The following is a 21,447-nucleotide window of genomic DNA, read 5'->3' as shown; positions in this document are numbered from 1 at the left end:
ATGGAAAACTCAACCCAACGCGTTCAAGTAATGCGACTTGAAGATATTATGGGGGATCGTTTCGGACGTTACTCTAAATATATCATTCAAGATCGTGCGTTACCTGATGCTCGTGATGGATTAAAACCGGTACAACGACGTATTCTATATGCGATGTATAAAGACGGAAATACATTTGAAAAAGCATTCCGTAAATCGGCTAAAACAGTTGGAAATGTTATTGGTAATTACCATCCTCATGGCGATTCATCTGTATATGAGGCAATGGTTCGTATGTCTCAGGATTGGAAATTAAGAGAACCCCTTGTGCAAATGCATGGGAACAATGGTAGTATTGATGGCGATCCTGCAGCTGCGATGCGTTATACTGAAGCAAGATTATCAGCTATTTCAGGATTATTATTAAAAGATATCGATAAAAATTTAGTTGACTTTATTCCAAACTTTGATGATTCAATGACAGAACCAACGGTATTACCGGCATTTTTCCCTAACTTATTAGTTAATGGAGCGACAGGGATTTCAGCAGGATATGCAACTGATATTCCACCTCACAATTTAGCTGAAATTATTGATGCGGTGATTCATCGTATGAATCATAAACAGTGTCAATTAGATGACTTATTAACCTTTATCAAAGGGCCAGATTTCCCAACGGGAGCGATTATCCAAGGGATTCAAGAAATCAAAAAGGCATATGCTACGGGAAAAGGACGTATTATTGTTCGTTCAAAAGCTGAGATTGAAACGATTCGAGGAGGACGCGATCAAATCGTTGTCACTGAAATTCCTTACGAAGTCAATAAAGCGAATTTAGTGAAAAAAATTGATGATTTACGTATTGATAAAAAAATCGACGGAATCATGGAGGTTCGTGATGAAACTGATCGTAATGGATTACGTATTGTCATTGAACTAAAAAAAGACGTGAAATCTGAAATGGTGTTGAACTATTTATTCAAAAATACGGATTTACAAGTGTCATATAACATCAATATGGTGGCGATTCATAATAAGCGTCCTGTCTTGATGGGATTAATGGACTTAATTGACGCTTATATCCAACATCAAAAAGAAGTTGTAACTAATCGTTCAAATTATGATTTAAAACGTGCACGTGAACGTCAACACATCGTTGAAGGTTTAATTAAAATGGTGTCAGTTTTAGATGAAGTGGTTCATATGATCCGCCAATCGAAAGATAAATCAGATGCGAAGAAAAATTTAATGGTAGCTTTTGAGTTTAGTGAACGTCAAGCTGAAGCTATCGTGATGTTACAGTTATATCGTTTAACGAATACAGATGTGACAGCGCTACAACAAGAAAACGAAGAGTTATCAAAAACAATCTTAGAATTAACTGAGATTTTAAGTAGCGAAACGAAGTTATTAAAAGTCATTCAAACAGAATTAAAACAAGTGCGAAAAGATTTTAAAACGGAGCGACGCAGTCAAATAGAGGAACAAATTCAAGAGATTAAAATTGATGAGACTGATATGATTACCAAAGAAGATGTTATTGTCGCTGTTACAAAAGATGGATATGTCAAACGGACGAGTATTCGTTCATACAATGCAACGAAATCTGAAATGCCAGTGATGAAAGATGGCGATGAACTGGTATCAAAATTACAAGTCGATACGCTACAAACGCTATTGATGTTTACGAATCGAGGAAGTTTTATCTACTTACCAGTCTATAAACTCCCAGAGTTTAAATGGAAAGATATTGGACAGCACGTTTCAAATCTAGTAACGATCGATTCAGAGGAGAAAGTGATAGCAGTCTTCGCGATTAGTGATTTTAAATCGGAAGAGTGTTTATTCTTTACAACAGCAAACGGTATGATTAAAAAGACTCGTTTAGGTGATTTTGAAGTGTCTCGTTATAATCGTGCCATGATGGCGATGGCGGTTAAAGAAGATGATGTTTTAATTTCAGTGGTTAAAGCACCAAGTCCAAATGATGTCATCATGGTCACAAAACAGGGTTACTTGTTGAAGTTTAGTGATGAGGAAATTGCTATTACGGGTCTTAAGGCTATGGGGGTTAAAGGGATTGCCATTGGAAAAGATGATCAGCTAATCAAAGTGGTGTTAGCTAATGCAAACGATGAGTTGTTATTATTAACACAACGTGGGAATATCAAAAAGTTAAAAGTAAAAGATATTGCCCTCTCTTCACGTAATAAAAAAGGATCACTTGGAATCAAGGCGATTAAATCAAACCCACATTATTTTGTTGATTGTATTAAAGTTGAATCGAATCAAGAGGTTTATATTAAAACAGAGACAACGCAAGTGAAGTTGAATCTTTCACTCTTTAAGGCGGTTGATTTAAACTCTGTTGGAACCAATATTGTAGATGATGCGGTCATGAAATTGATGATTGATGAAATAGAATAATTAGAAAAGTCGGCTTCTATTAAGAAGTCGATTTTTTATTTTGAACCGAACTAAATTCATTTGTTCATATTCTTAGGTCTTAGCACATACAATCTTATGAGTGTATCTAGAGTTAAGTCGGAAATGATGGTGAAAAGGAATGCAAATGCTTAGTAAAGTTGAATCAGCAATATTTAAACAAACCTTACATTATCCACTACTACAAGTTGTAGAAAATAAAACCGTCATCATTAACGATCGTTGTACGGTTGAACATTTTACGGATGATTTTTGCATGGTTAAGACGCCTGATTGTACTTATCAGTTAAGTGGAATCAATTTTAGAGTTAAAGAATATGGAGACTTTGTTATTAGAATTGAAAGTGATGGAGTAAAAAAAATAGAAATAGTCGGTGATGAAAATGAAAAATAAGTGGTTAAGTCTGTTTATTCCAAAAGTTCAAATCATAGTGCCTACAATGACTGAAGTTAATCGATTGAGGCAACGTAATGTGATGATTTATGGGGTGAAAAAACATCCGGATGGTTACTTGGTGACGGTTAGGAAGGATATTTTGGATAAATTGGAGGGATATCCGGTTGCTCGGACACTTTCCATTTATCCGCCTTTTCTTAAAGTAGGAGTTCCTATCATTGGATTAGTGTTGATTTTGATGCTTTTAATGCAAAAGTATACCATCGGGTATCGGATTGATGGAAATTTAACACCACAGGAACAAGATGAATTAGAAACTTTGCTTGAACCCCACTTTCAGGAATTAGGTCCATTTCATTTCCTAAAAAGTGATTTGGATGTGATTTATGAGGAGCTTAAAGCTTATTACAATGATTATGTATGGGTAAATATCTACCGAAAAGGAACAGACATCATTTTTGATGTTTATGATATTACGTTAGAAGAACAAGATGATGACAGTGAATATTCACAAACGTTATTTGCTAAGCGTTCTGGTTTGGTGAAGAACTATATTGTAGACAGTTGTCGTGTGTTGGTGGAGCAAAATCAAGTTGTTAAAAAAGGGGATCCACTTGTTGCTTGTTATGTCGAGCAACCATATACGAGTGAGATTATTCCGATAGATGATGTGGCACGGGGAGAAGTTTGGGCTGATACATGGTACACTGTTGATGTAAGGGCGTCTAAAAGCTATGTAGAAGAACGGTTTACAACGAATAAAGAGACTTATTATGTTCTTCATCTTGGCGGAAAAGAATTTACTTTTCCATTCGATGAGATAAATTTTGAAAAGTACGAAGAAGTCGATAAATCATATGATCCCTTCTTTTTCCTCAAAAATTCACCGCTTTATTTAGAAAAAAGACAATATTATGAAAAAAGTGATATAATAATAACAAACACTTATGACGAGATTAAGGCTAATTTATTAGTCCTTGTCCAAAATAAATTCAAAGAAGAAACCGATGGTGAGTTTATCATCAAGAATTTGGAGATAATATCAGAAGAGGAAACAGATGATGAGATTTATTTCAAATGTCATCTAACTGTATACGAAAATATCGCATATTAGAGGAGCTGAATTATGAGTAAAGATCCGATTAAGATACAAGAAGTATTTGAAACAATGGATGAGATTATTTCTGTTGTTGGACATCATGATAAGCATTTAAAAATCTTTGAAGATTACTATAATGTTGAAATTTCTTTACGTGGAGATCAACTCTACGTTTACGGAGATGAAGCAAAAGCTTCAGAAGTTCGTGAAGTGTTAGTAGCTTTAGTGGACTTACATCGTAAAGGAAAAGACGTAACAGAGCGAGATGTTTTATATGCAATTAAGATGAATGAACAAAATCGCCTAGGTGAACTTGAGTCATTGTTTGATGAACGATATAAAATTATTAAAACAACACAAGGGAAAACGATTTTTGCGAAAACTTTTAATCAAAAAGATTATTATCGAAAAATTCTAGATAATGATTTAGTCTTTGGAATTGGTCCTGCAGGGACAGGGAAAACTTATTTAGCAGTTGTTATTGGTGTTTCATTATTAAAGAAAAACATCGTTCGAAAAATTATTTTAACTCGTCCTGTTGTAGAAGCGGGAGAAAATTTAGGATTCTTACCTGGAGATTTAAAAGAGAAGGTGGATCCTTACTTAAGACCGTTATATGATGCTTTATATGATGTATTAGGTCTTGAACAAACTGAAAAAATGATTGAACGTGGGATTATCGAGATTGCCCCATTAGCTTATATGCGCGGTCGTACACTTGAAGATGCTTATATCATTTTAGATGAAGCGCAAAATACAACGAAACAACAGATGAAAATGTTCTTAACGCGTTTAGGATTTAATTCAAAAATGGTTGTCACAGGTGATGAAACGCAGATTGACCTTCCAAAACCGGTGAAGTCAGGATTAAAACATGCAAAAGAAATTTTACATGATGTTAAAGGAATTGAATTTGTTCAATTTGAAACAGTCGATGTTGTACGACATACGCTTGTTCAAAAAATTATTGAAAGCTATGAAAAGACCGGAGAATAAAGGAGCAACAAACGAAAATGGCAGTAGATATTCAATTTTACAATCAAACAGATGAAGCAGTTGAAAGATATGAGCAAATGATTGAACGTGTTGTAGTTGAAACGTTAAAGCAAGAAAACTTAGCGCATGAGTTTATTGAGTGTAGTTTTATCTTTGTGGATAATGAACAAATTCGTGAAATCAATGCAAATTATCGTCAAAAAGATGCCGTAACAGATGTTATAACATTTGCAATTGAGGATGAAACTCCTGGAGAAATAAAGATTCAAGGAGTTCCTATGCCAAGAATGTTAGGTGATGTCTTTATTTCATTACCACGCACACGAGAACAAGCAGAGCGATTTGGTCATTCATTTGATCGTGAACTTTCGTTTTTAGCCGTTCATGGATGTTTACATCTTCTAGGTTATGATCATCTTGTGAAAGAAGAAGAGGAAATCATGTTCGCTAAACAGGAGGATGTCCTAAATGCGCTCGGAATCAGACGTTAAAGAGACTCATTCTATTCAAGCAATTTTAAAATCGTTTAAATATGCAAGTCGGGGTATCTTGACATCATTCTTAATAGGGCGTAATATTAAAGTCCACTATACCGCAGCACTAATCGTGCTAGGGTGTGGGCTTTATTTTCGTATTAGCAAAGTAGAATTTATTTTGTTATTTCTAACAATTGCTCAAGTGATTACGTTAGAAATGATTAATACTGCGATAGAGAGAACCGTTGATTTAGTAACATCAGACTATCATATTTATGCGAAAATAGCGAAAGATGTCGCAGCAGGAGCCGTTTTGGTCAGCGCGATCATCGCAACTATTATCGGAGGAATTATCTTTCTTCCATATATATCTAGTCAGTAGGTGAAAAAATGAAAGAAATGTACACAGATTTAATTGCAGCAGCGAAGGAAGCTTATCAAAATGCATATGTTCCGTATTCGAAATTCCCAGTAGGTGCGGCTTTAAAATTAAAAGATGGAAGTATTATCAATGGAGCAAATGTTGAAAATGCCTCTTTTGGATTGACTAATTGTGCAGAGCGCTCAGCTTTATTTACAGCTTTTACAAAAGGTTATCGTCGTGACGATATTGAGGCCATTGCAGTTGTAGCAAATACAGATCGTCCAATTTCACCATGTGGAGCATGTCGTCAAGTCATGAGTGAATTAATGCCACAAGACGCACAAGTTATTTTATTAAGTAACAAGGACGAAATTAAAATTTATACAGTGTCAGAATTATTACCATATTCATTTACATCGGAGGATTTATAATGACAGAAAAACATTTTAAGTCTGGGTTCGTCTCAATTATTGGTCGCCCTAATGTTGGAAAATCAACATTTTTAAATCAAGTATTAGGGAAAAAAATTGCGATTATGAGCGATAAACCTCAAACAACACGAAATAAAATTCAAGGTGTTATCACAGATGCGGATTCACAAACAATTTTTATTGATACACCAGGAATTCATAAACCTAAACATGAGCTTGGAAAATTTATGACCGATTTAGCCATTGGAACATTAAATGAAGTGGATGCTGTTATGTTTATGGTCAATGCAACTGAGAAAGTAGGAAAAGGGGATCGCTTCATTATTGAACATTTACAAAATGTAAAACAACCTGTTTTCTTAGTCATTAATAAAATTGATTTAATTACAAAAGAAGAATTATTAACAGTTATTGCTTCATTCCGTGAAGAGTATAATTTTGCTGGAATTATTCCAATTTCTGCGATGACTGGGGAGAATGTAGAGACATTAATCTCAGTTATCAAAGAGGCGCTTCCTGAAGGGCCACAATTTTATCCATCAGATTATATTACTGATCATCCAGAACGTTTCATTATTTCTGAGTTAATTCGTGAAAAAGTTTTACATTTAACTCATGAAGAAGTTCCGCATTCAGTTGCTGTCGTTATTGATAAAATTGAAAAAGTAGAAGGTAAAAATGTGATTGATGTGATGGCGACTATTGTTGTTGAACGTCCTTCACAAAAAGGGATTTTAATTGGTAAGGGTGGAAAAATGTTAAAAGACATTGGAACACTAGCTCGTAAAGATATCGTGAAATTACTTGGAACAAAAATTTACTTAGAGTTATGGGTAAAGGTTCAAAAGGATTGGCGTAATAAAAAATTATACTTAAATGATTTCGGATATAGCGAAAAAGAATACTAATTCGACTTTTTAAGACAAAAGTGTCATAAATTCTTGGAGTTTGGATATCCTAATGACTAGAGGGTTTAAATAATAGCTTAGCTAGTAAGAAGGGATTTAAATGAATAGCTTAGAATGGGAAGTGTTCAAACGTACAGGAAAAATTGAGCACTATTTGTTATTAAAAGAAACTGAGAATAGTAAGATAGATTTAACTTCACCTACTGAGTTTTCAGAAGAATTAATAAGTTCGGAGGCAACGAAAGCCATAAGGGAGGATTAACAACATGGCGCTCGATGTGGATGGGATTATTTTAAAAAACTTTAATTATGGTGAACATCATAAAATTATAAAAGTTCTGACTCGGAATATGGGAGTTATTGGTGTGTTTGTCCAAAATGCCAATAAAGTTAATACAAAAAAGAGTGCACTTGTTCAACCATTAACAAGTGCACGTTTTAATTTAAAACCCTCAACCAATGCAAACAGTGAATTGTATTACTTATATTCTGGAGAAGTTGAAAATCATTATTTAAATATTAAGCTTGATTATGAAACGGTTGCTTATTTTTATTTCATGATTGAATTGATTTTAAAAGGTGTGTCATCAGATGAATATAGTGCTTATATTTATCGACTATTGAAAAATTTCTTAGACGCAGCAGACGCGGGGTATAATCCGTATCTGTTGAGTCTAATTTTTCAATTTAAAATGATGCCGGTTCTTGGGATAGAGCCAGTACTTGATTGTTGTGCAAATTGTCGTTCTACTGAACAGATTGTCACGATTGGTATCCGTCAAGGTGGATTAGTTTGTGCCAAGTGTTATGACAATACACAACCTATTTTAATTGATGCGCCCTTGATTCCAATTGTCCGTGCACTTTATCGAGTTGATATTGATCATCTACCAGAGGTTGAGCTAGAAGATGAATTACTACAACCTATTGAACAATTTTTAGATGCTTATTATGAGACTTATGCAGGACTTCATTTAAGAACGAAAAAGTTTTTAAAAGACTTAACATAAAATCAAAATCGCTTAAAAATCGCCACGATTTAAGTGATTTTTTTTGTTGAATAAATGATTTTCTTTTGTTATTTTTTCATACTTTTGTATATTGTGTTTTATGTATTGATATAATATAATGGTAATAGTATAATGCAATATTTATGTGATGACGAAGAATAGTACTTTTGAAGCATTGAACTTAAGCGAGTCTGGGAGGGTGTGAGCCAGATGTCAAATTCTTAAGGAACGGAACTTTCGAGCATATTTAACAAAGTGGTAAAAAGCTTGCTTTTTACAAATAGGGTGGAACCGCGGGAATAACTCTCGTCCCTATGCTTGTGGGCATAGGTATGAGAGTTTTTATTATTTCTATGTTCACAAGATCTTAATTTTGTTAAGCAAAGGAGCATCAGTATGAGTCAAGTTACTATGGAAAAAATCGTAAATATGTCAAAAACACAAGGTTTCGTTTACCAAGGTAGTGAAATTTATGGTGGATTAGCGAACACTTGGGATTATGGGCCATTAGGTGTCGAATTAAAAAATAATGTTAAAAAAGCTTGGTGGAAAAAATTCATTCAAGAATCTCCATACAATGTAGGATTAGATAGTGCCATCTTAATGAACCCTCAAACATGGGTTGCATCAGGACATGTTGGAGGATTTAGTGATCCTTTAATGGACTGTAAAGTATGTAAAAGCCGTCACCGTGCCGACAAATTAATTGAAGATCATGGAGATGATATCGTAGCTGATGGATGGACAGAAGAACAAATGATGAATTACATCCGTGAACATAACATCGCATGTCCAGATTGTGGGGCACATGATTTCACAGATATTCGTCAATTTGAATTAATGTTCAAAACACACATGGGTGTTGTATCAGATGAAAAATCAGCTGTTTACTTACGTCCTGAAACAGCACAAGGAATCTTCGTTAACTTTAAAAACGTTCAACGTACATCTCGTAAAAAAATTCCATTTGGAATTGGACAAATCGGGAAATCATTCCGTAACGAAATTACACCAGGAAACTTTACATTCCGTACACGTGAATTCGAACAAATGGAATTAGAATTCTTCTGTAAACCAGGTGAAGATGCTAAGTGGTATGAATTCTGGAAAGAATATTGCTGGAATTGGCTAGTAAGCTTAGGAATGAACCCAGAGCACATCCGTCAACGTGAACATTCACCAGAAGAATTAAGTCATTATAGTAACGGAACATCAGATATTGAATATCGTTTCCCATTCGGATGGGGAGAATTATGGGGAGTTGCAAATCGTACAGATTTCGACTTAAAAGCTCATATGAAAGAATCAGGAGCAAACTTTGAATACCAAGATCCAACAACGAATGAAAAATACGTGCCATATTGTATTGAACCATCGGTTGGAGCTGATCGTGTAACCTTAGCCTTTTTAGTTGATGCTTATGCAGAAGAGACATTAGAAAATGGTGAAACACGTGAAGTGTTAAAATTCCATCCAGCTTTAGCTCCTTATAAAGTGGCAGTATTACCATTAGTTAAAAAATTAAATGAGCAAGCTTTAGAAGTATTTGCAGATTTATCAAAACACATGATGGTAGATTATGATGAAGCAGGAACAATTGGTAAACGTTACCGTCGTCAAGATGCAATCGGGACACCATTCTGTGTGATATTCGATTATGATTCATTAGAAGATAAAAAAGTAACTGTTCGTCACCGTGATACAATGGAACAAGAACGTGTTGCAATTGATGAGTTAGTTGAGTACATCACATCAAAAATTCAATTCTAAAACATAGTTTTACTAATTAGACATTATAGGAGAGAGGGTGATTTACGGTGAATAAGGGTCGGATTCCACAAGAATTATTTGATCAAGTCATTGCACAAAGTGACATTGTTGATGTTGTTAGTGATTATGTTCAATTAACTAAAGCCGGTAAAAACTATAAAGGCTTATGTCCTTTTCACGGTGAAAACACCCCTTCTTTTGTGGTGTCACCGGATAAAGGAATTTATAAATGCTTTGGTTGTGGTGAAGGTGGAAATGTTATTTCTTTTATTTCACAACTTGAAGCAATTTCTTACCCACAGGCTATTTTAAAATTGGCACAACGAGCAGGAATTCAAACCGACTTAGTTGCTAGTCTTTCGCAGTCTACACAAAATTCAAAATATAAAAATGAGTATGACCTTTTAGAATTTTCTAAAGGGTTTTACCATTATTATCTGAATCATACAAAAGAGGGAAAAATCGCCCTTGAGTATTTAACAAAACGTGGAATGTCAGCGGAAATGATTGAGCAATTTGGTATTGGTTTATCTCCATCCTACTCGGATGCTCTTGTCAAAACATTAGCAAATAACCAATTTTCTTTACCTCAGGCAACACAACTTGGGTTATTAAACGAGCATAATGGTCAATATTATGACCGATTTAAATCTCGGATTATGTTCCCAATTTTTGATAAGGTAGGAAAAGTGGTTGGATTTAGTGGGCGTGTCTTTTTAGAGGGGGACACACATTTAGGAAAGTATGTAAATTCTCCGGAATCACCATTATTTCAAAAGGGGAAACTGATTTATAACTTGCATGAGGCAAAGTTAGCCATTCGACGTCATAACCGAGTACTGTTATTTGAAGGATTTTTAGATGTTATTTCTGCTGTGGAAGCAGGAATTTCAGAATCTGTTGCCACAATGGGGACAGCCTTTACCGAAGATCATGGTCGAGAATTAAGACGTTTAACCGATCATATCATTATTTGTTATGACGGAGATAAAGCTGGATTAGCTGCTGCTAATAAAGCCATTCCAATTTTAATGTCGCAAAACTTTATAGTAAGTGTTGTCGAGATTCCATCGAAGATGGACCCGGATGAATTCATAAAAACAAATGGTGCCGAAGCCTTTTCGAAATTAGTTGATCAGGCAATTCCCGCCATCGATTATCAATATCGTTATATCAAACGTCAGTTTAATTTAGAATTTGTCAGTCATCGCGATCAATTTAAACGTGCTATTTATCATTTAGCATATTCTTTACAAAGTCCGACTCTTCAGGAGTTAATATTGAAAAAATTAGCGCAAGATATCTCCATCGGAGAACAAAGTATTTTACAAGAGTTTGCAAGTGGAAAAAGTCAAGTGTATAAAAATACCAATATTAACAACAATAAAAATGAAATGAGTCAAATGAGACGCCATCATTTGAGAGACACTAAGTATGACCGGTCAGAAAAAATGTTAATTCATTATATGTTAAAAGACCGACGTGTCGCTTTGCAGGTAGAGAAAGAATTAAATGGTTACTTAAATGATCCGACGAGACGAAACATTGTCCTTTACATTTTAGATTATTACACCGTACATGAGACAATGAATTTACAATATTTTTTAAATTGGATTGATGAAGCGTTAGTGAAACCAATCACGGACATTATTTTTGAATGTGAGACCTTACCACCTTTAACGAACGATAATGTCATCCGTGATTTAATATTAGTTGTGAAAGAGTATGTTTATAAAGCCCAAATGGAGCAGTTAAAAAAGCAAATCAGTGAAGCAACATTAGATCATGAAAAATTGGAACTACTAGGTAAAGTTAATCAACTTAAACAGCAGTTTGGTAAGTAAAAAGGAGTGGTTTTATGTCAAATCCGGTACTTGACGAGAAAAAAATTCTGGAAATTAATAGTCAACTAATCAAGTTAGGAAAGAAGCGCGGTTATTTAACATACGATGAAATCAACAATAGTTTTGAACAAGTTCAATTAGATCCAGAAATGATTAGTTCATTTTTAGATTTATATGATTCAGAAGGAATCAGCATTGTTAAATCTGAGAAAATTGTTGAAACGCCTGAAGTTGGTGAGACAGAAGAGGAAGATACAGTCTTATTATTACCAGATTTTGATGCTGACGAAGATGAAGATAATATTCCAGCCAATTTCTCTACTGAAGATGAAGTTGATTTAGAAGAAAAATTTGATGAGTTTGAATTCACCTCACAATTTAAAATTAATGATCCAGTTCGTATGTATTTAAAAGAAATTGGACGCGTTGAATTATTATCTAGTCAAGAAGAAATTAACTTTGCGAAAAAGATTGAACGTGGAGATATCTCATCAGAAATTTTAGAAATACGCCGTAAAAATGAGCCGCTTCCGGAAGAGTTGTTAGAACGTATTGATTTATTAATCCAAGATGCTGGGGAAGCAAATGACGGAAATGAGTTTTTAATTGGGGTTACTGAATTAAGTGATGAAGAAGCACGACGTGTTATTCAAGAAGGTGAATATGCAAAAAAACGTCTTGTTGAAGCTAACTTACGTTTAGTTGTTAGTATCGCTAAACGTCATGTTGGACGTGGGATGTTATTCTTAGATTTAATTCAAGAAGGAAATATGGGATTAATTAAAGCGGTTGAAAAATTCGATTATCGTAAAGGATTTAAATTCTCGACTTATGCAACATGGTGGATTCGTCAAGCTATTACACGTGCGATTGCGGATCAAGCGCGTACCATTCGTATTCCGGTTCACATGGTTGAAACAATTAATAAATTAGTTCGTATTCAACGTCAATTAGTTCAAGAATTAGGGCGTGAACCTTTACCAGAAGAAATTTCTGAGAAAATGGGAATCGCTCCTGAAAAAGTACGCGAAATTTTAAAAATTTCACAAGAACCTGTTTCATTAGAATCACCAGTAGGTGAAGAAGATGATTCTCATTTAGGAGATTTCATCCCAGATGCGGATGCCTTATCACCATCTGAATTCGCCTCAAATGAAATGCTAAAAAAAGAATTAGACGATGTGTTAGAAACATTAACGGATCGCGAAGAACGTGTTCTCCGTTTACGTTTTGGACTTGAAGATGGACGTACTCGTACGCTTGAAGAAGTAGGAAAAGAATTTGGTGTGACACGTGAACGTATTCGTCAAATTGAAGCGAAGGCCTTACGTAAACTTCGCCACCCATCTCGTAGCCGTCGTTTAAAAGACTTCATGGAAGAATAGGAATATAAAATATGAGTTATGAACTTTCAACACGATTACAAACATGTTTAGATGCGTTAAAACCTTTGCAAAAAATTGCAGATATTGGAACGGATCATGCTTATTTACCTTGTGTTGGAATGCTTGACAATCAGTTGACTTATGCAATTGCTGCAGATATTGGAGTTGGCCCATTAGAGTCAGCTAAAGCAACTATCAAACGATATGGATTAGAAGCTAAAATAGAAACTCGTCTAGGTGGCGGGTTATCCATTTTAGCTCCTAGTGAAGTAGAAGGGGTTGTCGTTGCAGGAATGGGAGGAAAACTGATTGTTTCTATTTTAGACGCAGACATTCCACTCACAACATCATTTAAGCGATTAGTTTTACAACCTAACATCGATGCAAATTTAGTTCGAGCTTGGTTATCTAACCATTCGTTTACAATCATTGATGAAAAAATCGTCTTAGATGAAGGGAAGTTTTATGAAGTCATTGTAGCGGAACCTACTGATGAAGAGACTTCATATAACGAACTAGATCTTGAATTTGGACCTATTTTACGTCAGACACCAAATGATGAGGTGTTTAAAGCAAGATGGATGAAAGAATTTAATAAAAATCAAGAAATTATGGATCAGTTAGCCGTTAATCATCCACGCTTGGCTGATTTAGAAGCTCGCCAGGCATTATTATCGGAGGTTTTAAAATGTCAATCGTAATTTCAGATGTGATTAAACAATTAGAAACTTTATATCCAAAACATTTAGCGGCGTTTGATAAAGACCCAAATGGATTACATATTGGAAATGTTAATCGTCCGTTAACAAAAGTTTTAGTCACACTTGATGTGACGAAATCTGTCGTTGAAGAAGCGATTGAAAAAGGAGCGAACTTAATTGTTGCTCATCATCCATTCATTTTTCGTCCTTTAGCGAACATTAATACCAATACGCCAAAAGGAAAAATTGTTGAACTTTGTATTAAACATGATATTTGTGTTTATGCGATGCATACTAATTTTGATATTGCGAAAAATGGGATGAATGATTGTTTAGCTCAAACCATCGGTTTAGAAAATATTCAACCGTTAATTCCAACCAAACGTGAAGAATATTCTAAATTAGTCATCTATACACCAGCTACTCACAGTGATTCGATTCGTCAAGTGATGTCAGAAGCGGGTGTTGGGCAAATCGGAAATTATTCTCATTGTACCTTTGCGAGTACGGGAATTGGTTCATTTAAACCGCTTGATGGAAGTCAACCGTTTTTAGGAAATGTAAATGAAGTAGAATTGGTTGAAGAAGTAAAATTAGAAGGGGTTATTCCGACCGCTTTAGTTGGAAGCGCCATTGCAAAAATTAAATCGGTCCATCCATATGAGGAAATGGCGTATGATGTCTATGCCTTAAATGTGACGATGCCTGATGCTCAGTACGGACTTGGACGTATGGGACAAGTTCCGACCCCTTTAAAAGCTGTTGATTATATTAAACACGTCAAAAAGTCATTAAAGATTGAAAATGCACGTTTTGTCGGTTCACTAGATAAAACCATTAAAACAGTCGCTATCATTGGTGGTAGTGGGGCAAGTTATATCGGACCTGTCAAAGCGAAAAAAGTAGATTTATTTATTACAGGTGATGTTGGATTCCACGATGCTCAAGATGCACAGGATATGGGCTTAAATGTCTTAGATGTTGGTCACCATGCAGAGTATGTAATGAAAGAGCACGTTGCTGCTATTTTAAATGAGTTGTTTGGAGAGATTGCAACTGCATCCGTGATTAGTACGGAACCCTTCCAATTTGTTTAAAATGAATAAATCACATAAAATATTGTCTTTTTTAGGTTCAATGTATATAATAGAACTAAGAAAAAATAAAAAAACGTTGAATGAGGCATAGTAGTGAGGACTAGCTATTCAGGGAGAGAATATCGTAGACTGAAAGTATTCTTATAGAGATAGCTCATGAATTCACCTTATGAGTGGTGCTAATCACACCCGGGAACTCCCCGTTATCTGTTTTGAGTGGACAAGTCAATGATTTGTCAATGAAGGTGGTACCGCGTGTGAAACGTCCTTTTTTAAGGACGTTTTTTTATTTTTTAAAAATAAGTTTGGAGGAATCGTCATGCTAAATCGATTAAAAGAGTTACAAATCGAAGCAATTAATGAAGTATCAAATACGACAGATTTAAAAGAGTTAAATGATCTTCGTGTTAAATATCTTGGTAAAAAAGGTCCAATCCAAGAAGTAATGAAAAATATGAAAGATATGCAACCTGAAGAACGTAAAAGTGCAGGAGCTGTTTCAAATGAAGTAAAAAATGCAATCTCAGCAGCGATTGAAACAAAAAAAGAAGAGTTAGAGGCTTTAGCGATTCAACAAAAATTAGCAAATGAAACGATCGACGTGACATTACCAGGTCGTACAGTAAACATTGGAGTAACGCACCCATTACAGGCGGTGACAAATGAATTAGAATCATTATTTATTTCAATGGGATATACGGTAGAAGAAGGACCAGAAGTTGAATGGGATCATTATAACTTCGAACTTTTAAACTTACCTAAAGGTCATCCAGCTCGTGATATGCAAGATTCATTCTATATTACAGAAGAATCATTATTACGTACGCATACATCACCTGTTCAAGCACGCGTTTTAGAAGCAGCGAAAGGAAAAGGTCCAATTAAAATTATCTGTCCAGGTAAAGTATACCGTCGTGATGATGATGATGCGACTCACTCACATCAATTTACACAAATTGAAGGATTAGTAGTTGATACTGATGTAACAATGGCTGATTTAAAAGGAACATTACTTGAACTTGCACGTCAAATGTTTGGTCAAGATCGCGAAATCCGTTTACGCCCATCATTCTTCCCATTCACTGAACCATCAGTTGAAGTGGACGTAACATGCTCAAAATGTGGTGGATGTGGATGTAACATTTGTAAAGGTACAGGATGGATTGAAATTTTAGGAGCAGGTATGGTTCATCCAAACGTATTAGAAATGTCTGGATTTGACTCAAAAGTATATCAAGGATTTGCCTTTGGTATTGGAGCAGAACGTATTGCAATGCTTAAATACGGAATTGAAGATATCCGTAACTTCTATACAAATGATTTAAGATTTATCAATCAATTTAAATAAGACATTTTTAATAGGAATTGGAGGCTATAACATGTTAGTTTCAGTAAATTGGTTAAATCAATATGTCAATATTAGCGATATTGATCCAAAAGAATTAGCAGAGCGTATTACACGCACAGGAATCGAAGTAGAATCAGTAAATATCTTATCAGATGCAACAAATATTGTTATTGGTCATGTTTTAGAACGTGTTCAACATCCAAATGCCGATAAATTATCGGTTTGCCAAGTAGATGTTGGAGGAGAAGAAGGGGTTCTTCAAATCGTTTGTGGAGCGAAAAACGTAGCTGCGGGACAAAAAATTATTGTCGCTAAACCAGGAGCTGTTTTACCAGGAAACTTTAAAATTAAACGTTCTAAATTACGCGGTGAAGAATCAAACGGAATGTGCTGTTCATTAAAAGAATTAGGAATTGAGCAAAAATTAGTTCCAACAGCTTATGCTGAAGGAATCTTCGTTTGTGCGGATGATGCACCGGTTGGAATGGATGCATTAGAATATTTAAAATTCAATGATACGGTCATTGAATTAGGATTAACACCTAACCGTATGGATTGTTTATCTATGTATGGAGTGGCTTACGAAGTTGGAGCTATTTTATCACGTGAGGTTAAATTTGAAGAGGTTTCTGTTAACGAAGTAGCAGAAGCAGCTAAAGATTTAATCAAAGTAACATCTAACACAGAAAAATCACCAGCTTATTTAACACGCGTGGTGAAAAATGTTGAAATTAAGGAATCTCCACAATGGTTACAAGCGATGTTAATCGCAGCAGGGATGCGTCCGAAAAATAACGTAGTCGATGTCACAAACTTCGTCATGTTAGAAATGGGACAACCATTACATGCATTTGATTATGAGACGATTACGTCAAAAGAAATCGTTGTACGTGAAGCTGTTAATGGTGAAACAATTAAAACGTTAGACGGTCAAGATCGTGAATTGGTTGAAGGAGATATCATCATTACAGACGGAAAAACGCCAATTGCGATTGCCGGCGTAATGGGGGGAGAAAATACAGAGGTTACCGATGAAACAAAAACTGTTTTATTAGAATCTGCAATGTTTGATCGTCTTCAAGTTCGTAAAACAGCAACTCGCTTAGGATTACGTTCTGAAGCGTCAGCTCGTTTTGAAAAGGGAATTGATCCTCAACGTGTCGAGTTAGCGTTAAATCGTGCAGCTTCATTATTAGCTGAGCTTGCAAATGGTGAAGTTTGCCAAGGAATCGTGGCAGATGATCGATTTGAATTAACAGCGGTTGACATTGAGATTACAGCCGAAAAAATTAACTCAGTTTTAGGAACAAACATGTCAACGGATGAAGTGGCATCAATTTGGTCTCGTTTACAATTTACTTATGATTTAAATGGTGAAGTCTTCACAGTTCATGTGCCATCTCGACGCTTAGATATTACAATTGTTGAAGATTTAATTGAAGAAGCGGGGCGTATTTATGGATACGATAAAATCCCAACAACCCTCCCTTCAACAGATATTAAAGGTGGATATTCACCAATTCAATTAGTACGTAATCGTGCTCATGAAACGTTAAAAGCATGTGGGCTAACACAAGTGATTACGTATTCATTAACAAGTGAGGAAAAAGCGACTCAATTCTTATCATTACCAGCAGATGTAAAAGAAACCGTTAAGTTATCAATGCCAATGAGTGAAGAGCGTGCTTACTTACGTCAATCAACAATTCCAGGATTATTAGAAGTCGTTCGTTACAACAATGCTCGTACAATGGCTAATGTTGCAATTTATGAAATTGGTAAAGTATACGGACAAACTGAAGGGGATTACGTAGAAGAAACGAAAATTTCAGGTGCGGTAACGGGACAATTAATCCAAAATAAATGGCAAGGAAAAGTTGAAAATGTTGACTTCTTTGTAGCTAAAGGATATGTTGAGACATTATTAACTGAAATGGGTCATTTAAATGTTACTTATCGTCCAGTTGATGCAACGGAATATAAAGACTTCCATCCAGGACGTAGTGCGGTTGTGTTAGTAAATGATGTAACAGTTGGAGTAGTCGGTCAAGTTCACCCTGCCTTACAACAAGAATTAGATTTAAATGAAACATATGTTTTTGAATTATCATTAGATGCTTTATACGGATTAGAAACATCAAAACCTGGATATGAAATCATCGCTAAACATCCAGGGATGACTCGTGATATTGCCTTAGTGGTAAATCGTGAAGTGTTAGCTGACGACCTAGTTCAAACGATTAAAAAGGCTGCTAATAAATTATTACAAACAGTTGAAGTGTTCGATATTTATGAAGGTAAGGGAGTAGAAGAAGGTAAGAAATCTGTTGCGATTTCACTTTACTACTTAGATCGTGAAAAAACATTAACAGACGAAGATTTACAACCAACACATCAAAAAGTATTAGATGCTTTAACAGCAGAACATGATGCTGTGTTACGCGGATAATTATCAAAACCTAAAAAGGAACAAGTTTCGACTTGTTTCTTTTTATTTTGATGAGAATATTAGTGAAAAGTTTTCAAAAAACAGAAAAGTTGGTTATAATAGAAATAGTAATGACAGATGAGGTGAAAACATGACAAATCAAAATCTAAAACAGCTTAGAGATCGTATAGATGAAATTAATTTACAAATGCTTGAGTTATTAAACGAACGTACTGCTATTGTAGAATTAGTAGGACGCGAAAAAGATAAACAAGGATTAAAAAAATATGATCCCATTCGTGAACATCAAATTTTAGAAAGTTTAAAAGCTAAAAATAATGGACCGATGACGGATGAAATGATGGTTCATATTTTTAAAGAAATCTTTAAGTTGAGTGTGAAGTTACAAGAAGATAATAGTCAAAAAGGATTATTAGTATCTCGAAAAAATAAAGCTCATGATACGGTGATTGATGTTCAAGGTGACTTGGTCGGAGGTGATGTTCAAACTCTGATTTTTGGTCCATGTAGCGTTGAATCAAAAGAACAAATGGAGCTCGTGGCTAAGAATTTAGCAGACAAAGGTTTAAAATACATCCGTGGAGGTGCATTTAAGCCACGTACATCGCCATATGATTTCCAAGGTTTAGGAGTCGAAGGGTTGAAAATTATGTCGGAAACAGCAAAAAAATATGGGTTACGCGTGGTTAGTGAAATCATGGATGCAAAAGATTTAGAAGAAGCTTTACCCTATTTAGATGTGGTTCAAATTGGAGCACGTAATATGCAAAACTTCTCGTTATTAAAGGCAGTTGGGCAAATCGATAAACCTGTGCTATTAAAACGAGGCTTAAGTGCAACGATTGAAGAGTTCATTAATGCTGCTGAATATATTACAATGCATGGAAATCCAAATGTTATGTTATGTGAACGTGGAATTCGTACTTACGAAAAAGCAACTCGTAATACATTAGATATTTCTGCAGTTCCAATTTTAAAACAAGAAACACATTTACCAGTATTTGTTGATATTACTCATTCAACAGGGCGTAAGGATATTTTATTACCGATTGCCAAAGCGGCACTTGCGGTAGGAGCAGATGGAATCATGGCAGAGGTTCATCCGAATCCATGCGTTGCTTTATCGGATGCTGCGCAACAAATGAGTTTGGAAGAATTTGATGATTTTTATAAAAATCTTTCAAAATAGAATATGAAAACCCATTCCTGCCTATAATAGAATAAGTTTTCAAAAAGCAAACGGTTTATTTATGAAAATTTTCATTATATTATTGCGAAATAGTTTTATTTTCGCTAAAATTGTCTATGTATCGAAATATAAAGGGCATGTTAACGCTTGCAAACGAAAAGTGTGTAAGGTAAAATGATAAATAGGTACAGGAAAAATTTACATTTAGGAGTGATGTTATGTCAAAAGTAACGATTTACGATGTGGCACGTGTTGCGGATGTTTCACTAGCAACAGTATCTCGCGTTTTAAATAACCCAGAAAAAGTAAAGCCAAAAACTCGTGAACGTGTTTTAGCTGCAATCAATGAATTAGGATACCGTCCAAATGCGATTGCACGTGGACTTGCAAGTCGTCGTTCAACAAACGTTGGATTAATTGTTCCAACATGTTCTCGTGCATCAGTATCAGAAATGATTGATGGAGTGGCTGATATCGCAGATAAATATCGTTATTCAGTGTTCTTAAATGTAACACATAATGAATTAGATATTGCAGCAAATGTTTGGCAGAACATGATTGCTTCTCAAGTAGACGGTGTTTTAATGATGGCCGATCGTTTAAGTGATGAGGAAATTACACGTTTAGCAAATGATACAGTGCCAACGGTTTTATTATCAGTTAAAGATTTAGATGAGCGTATCCCAGCCGTTTTAATTAATTATGAATTAGCGGCTTATGAAGCAACTAAAAAATTAATTGAGAATGGAAATAAAGATATTGCCTTTATTACGTCAAGTTCATATTATGCAATGAATGATTTAAAAGAACAAGGATATCGTCGTGCCTTAGCTGAAGCGGGACTTGAACCACGTATCTTAGGTTTATACAATAAATTTGAAAACTCATTAGAGTCATTCAAAGAATTCTTTGCCAATAACCAAGCACCTGATGCAGCCTTAGCTGTTCGTGACTCTGTTGCTGTTATGTTTATGAATGCAGCCATTGAACATGGAATTAGTGTGCCAGATGAGTTAGAAATTATCGGATTCCAAAATACAAAATATGCAATTATGTCACGTCCTCAATTAAGTACAATCAATATCCCAACATACGATATTGGGGCAGTTGCGATGCGTTTATTAACGAAGTTAATGAAAGAGGAAGAAGTAACAGAAACACAAATCACGTTACCTCACTCATTTGTATGGCGTAATACAACAAAATAAGGTTGACAATGCTCGACTGCTTTTGTTATAATCCAGTCAAAAGATAAATAATAATGCAATGAAAAGATCACAGTAGAAATCATTGAAATGCAGTATCAGAGACTTAGTGGACGGTGAGAACTAAGGCAATAATGAAATCGAATTACAATCTTGGAGCATGTTCAAATGAACCGGAAACAATCCGTTATCAAATCAAGTGGTTAAATCAAAACCTTTTTGATCTAACAAGTTGGGTGGTACCGCGACTATAATCGTCCCTTCATTCTACAATACGTAGAGTGGAGGGATTTTTAGTTGGACTAGTAATCTTCGATTACTTAGTCAAACTTATCCTGAGTGTTTGGAATATCT

At 35.1% G+C, this 21,447-nt stretch carries 19 protein-coding genes and 3 other annotated features; all 19 genes read left to right on the top strand.

The window, feature by feature from the left end; all coding sequences use genetic code 11:
* The 19 genes from parC (at position 1) to HMPREF9402_RS08645 (ending at position 21,096) form a co-directional block, all read left to right on the top strand.
* Positions 1-2,406: a DNA topoisomerase IV subunit A gene (parC, locus tag HMPREF9402_RS08730; RefSeq protein WP_006785330.1), complete on the top strand. Its 2,406-nt coding sequence runs from the start codon at positions 1-3 to the stop codon at positions 2,404-2,406.
* A 139-nt stretch (positions 2,407-2,545) separates the two neighbouring features.
* Positions 2,546-2,818: a hypothetical protein gene (locus HMPREF9402_RS08725; protein WP_009607139.1), complete on the top strand. Its 273-nt coding sequence runs from the start codon at positions 2,546-2,548 to the stop codon at positions 2,816-2,818.
* Positions 2,808-3,935: a sporulation protein YqfD gene (locus HMPREF9402_RS08720; RefSeq protein WP_006785331.1), complete on the top strand. Its 1,128-nt coding sequence runs from the start codon at positions 2,808-2,810 to the stop codon at positions 3,933-3,935. The genes HMPREF9402_RS08725 and HMPREF9402_RS08720 overlap by 11 nt, the downstream gene beginning before the upstream one ends.
* A 12-nt stretch (positions 3,936-3,947) precedes the next feature.
* A complete protein-coding gene (locus HMPREF9402_RS08715; RefSeq protein ID WP_006785332.1) occupies positions 3,948-4,916 on the top strand; it encodes a PhoH family protein in 969 nt (322 codons plus the stop codon).
* A 17-nt stretch (positions 4,917-4,933) separates the two neighbouring features.
* On the top strand, positions 4,934-5,407 hold the full coding sequence (gene ybeY / locus HMPREF9402_RS08710) for an rRNA maturation RNase YbeY (RefSeq protein ID WP_006785333.1): 474 nt from the start codon (positions 4,934-4,936) through the stop codon (positions 5,405-5,407).
* Complete coding sequence (locus tag HMPREF9402_RS08705; RefSeq protein WP_006785334.1) at positions 5,385-5,774, top strand: diacylglycerol kinase family protein; 390 nt, start codon at positions 5,385-5,387, stop codon at positions 5,772-5,774. Before ybeY ends, HMPREF9402_RS08705 begins: the two co-directional genes overlap by 23 nt.
* A gap of 8 nt (positions 5,775-5,782) precedes the next feature.
* A complete protein-coding gene (gene cdd / locus HMPREF9402_RS08700) occupies positions 5,783-6,187 on the top strand; it encodes a cytidine deaminase (protein WP_009607145.1) in 405 nt (134 codons plus the stop codon).
* Positions 6,187-7,095 (top strand): GTPase Era, encoded by a 909-nt coding sequence (gene era / locus HMPREF9402_RS08695; RefSeq protein ID WP_006785336.1) that lies wholly within the window; start codon positions 6,187-6,189, stop codon positions 7,093-7,095. Before cdd ends, era begins: the two co-directional genes overlap by 1 nt.
* Positions 7,096-7,195: 100 nt before the next feature.
* Positions 7,196-7,357: a YqzL family protein gene (locus HMPREF9402_RS14200; RefSeq protein WP_006785337.1), complete on the top strand. Its 162-nt coding sequence runs from the start codon at positions 7,196-7,198 to the stop codon at positions 7,355-7,357.
* Positions 7,358-7,361: 4 nt separating this feature from the next.
* Complete coding sequence (recO, locus tag HMPREF9402_RS08690; protein ID WP_006785338.1) at positions 7,362-8,105, top strand: DNA repair protein RecO; 744 nt, start codon at positions 7,362-7,364, stop codon at positions 8,103-8,105.
* Positions 8,106-8,244: 139 nt separating this feature from the next.
* Positions 8,245-8,422 (top strand) — a binding site (T-box leader).
* Positions 8,423-8,501: 79 nt separating this feature from the next.
* The gene (locus tag HMPREF9402_RS08685) at positions 8,502-9,875 is read left to right on the top strand and encodes a glycine--tRNA ligase (RefSeq protein WP_009607148.1); all 1,374 of its coding nucleotides are present in this window, start codon (positions 8,502-8,504) and stop codon (positions 9,873-9,875) included.
* Positions 9,876-9,922: 47 nt separating this feature from the next.
* Complete coding sequence (gene dnaG, locus HMPREF9402_RS08680) at positions 9,923-11,719, top strand: DNA primase (protein ID WP_009607147.1); 1,797 nt, start codon at positions 9,923-9,925, stop codon at positions 11,717-11,719.
* Between the two features lie 14 nt (positions 11,720-11,733).
* Positions 11,734-13,104: an RNA polymerase sigma factor RpoD gene (rpoD, locus tag HMPREF9402_RS08675; RefSeq protein ID WP_006785341.1), complete on the top strand. Its 1,371-nt coding sequence runs from the start codon at positions 11,734-11,736 to the stop codon at positions 13,102-13,104.
* Between the two features lie 11 nt (positions 13,105-13,115).
* Positions 13,116-13,805 carry a tRNA (adenine(22)-N(1))-methyltransferase gene (locus tag HMPREF9402_RS08670; protein ID WP_006785342.1) on the top strand — a complete coding sequence of 230 codons (690 nt, stop codon included), beginning with the start codon at positions 13,116-13,118 and terminating at the stop codon, positions 13,803-13,805.
* A complete protein-coding gene (locus HMPREF9402_RS08665; RefSeq protein ID WP_006785343.1) occupies positions 13,793-14,902 on the top strand; it encodes a Nif3-like dinuclear metal center hexameric protein in 1,110 nt (369 codons plus the stop codon). Before HMPREF9402_RS08670 ends, HMPREF9402_RS08665 begins: the two co-directional genes overlap by 13 nt.
* Positions 14,903-14,969: 67 nt before the next feature.
* Positions 14,970-15,175, top strand: a binding site (T-box leader).
* 46 nt (positions 15,176-15,221) lie between these two features.
* Positions 15,222-16,250 (top strand): phenylalanine--tRNA ligase subunit alpha, encoded by a 1,029-nt coding sequence (pheS, locus tag HMPREF9402_RS08660; protein ID WP_006785344.1) that lies wholly within the window; start codon positions 15,222-15,224, stop codon positions 16,248-16,250.
* Positions 16,251-16,281: 31 nt separating this feature from the next.
* Entirely contained in the window at positions 16,282-18,699 is a 2,418-nt protein-coding gene (gene pheT, locus HMPREF9402_RS08655) for a phenylalanine--tRNA ligase subunit beta (RefSeq protein ID WP_006785345.1), read from the top strand.
* 130 nt (positions 18,700-18,829) lie between these two features.
* Complete coding sequence (locus HMPREF9402_RS08650; RefSeq protein WP_009607146.1) at positions 18,830-19,888, top strand: bifunctional 3-deoxy-7-phosphoheptulonate synthase/chorismate mutase; 1,059 nt, start codon at positions 18,830-18,832, stop codon at positions 19,886-19,888.
* Between the two features lie 218 nt (positions 19,889-20,106).
* A complete protein-coding gene (locus tag HMPREF9402_RS08645; RefSeq protein WP_006785347.1) occupies positions 20,107-21,096 on the top strand; it encodes a substrate-binding domain-containing protein in 990 nt (329 codons plus the stop codon).
* Between the two features lie 49 nt (positions 21,097-21,145).
* Positions 21,146-21,358: a binding site (T-box leader), on the top strand.
* Positions 21,359-21,447 lie beyond the last annotated feature (89 nt).

This window comes from Turicibacter sp. HGF1 (genome assembly GCF_000191865.1).
GTDB classification, from domain to species: domain Bacteria; phylum Bacillota_I; class Bacilli_A; order MOL361; family Turicibacteraceae; genus Turicibacter; species Turicibacter sanguinis.
Note: the sequence above shows the minus strand (reverse complement) of the source record. Positions and strands in the feature narration are given on the sequence as shown.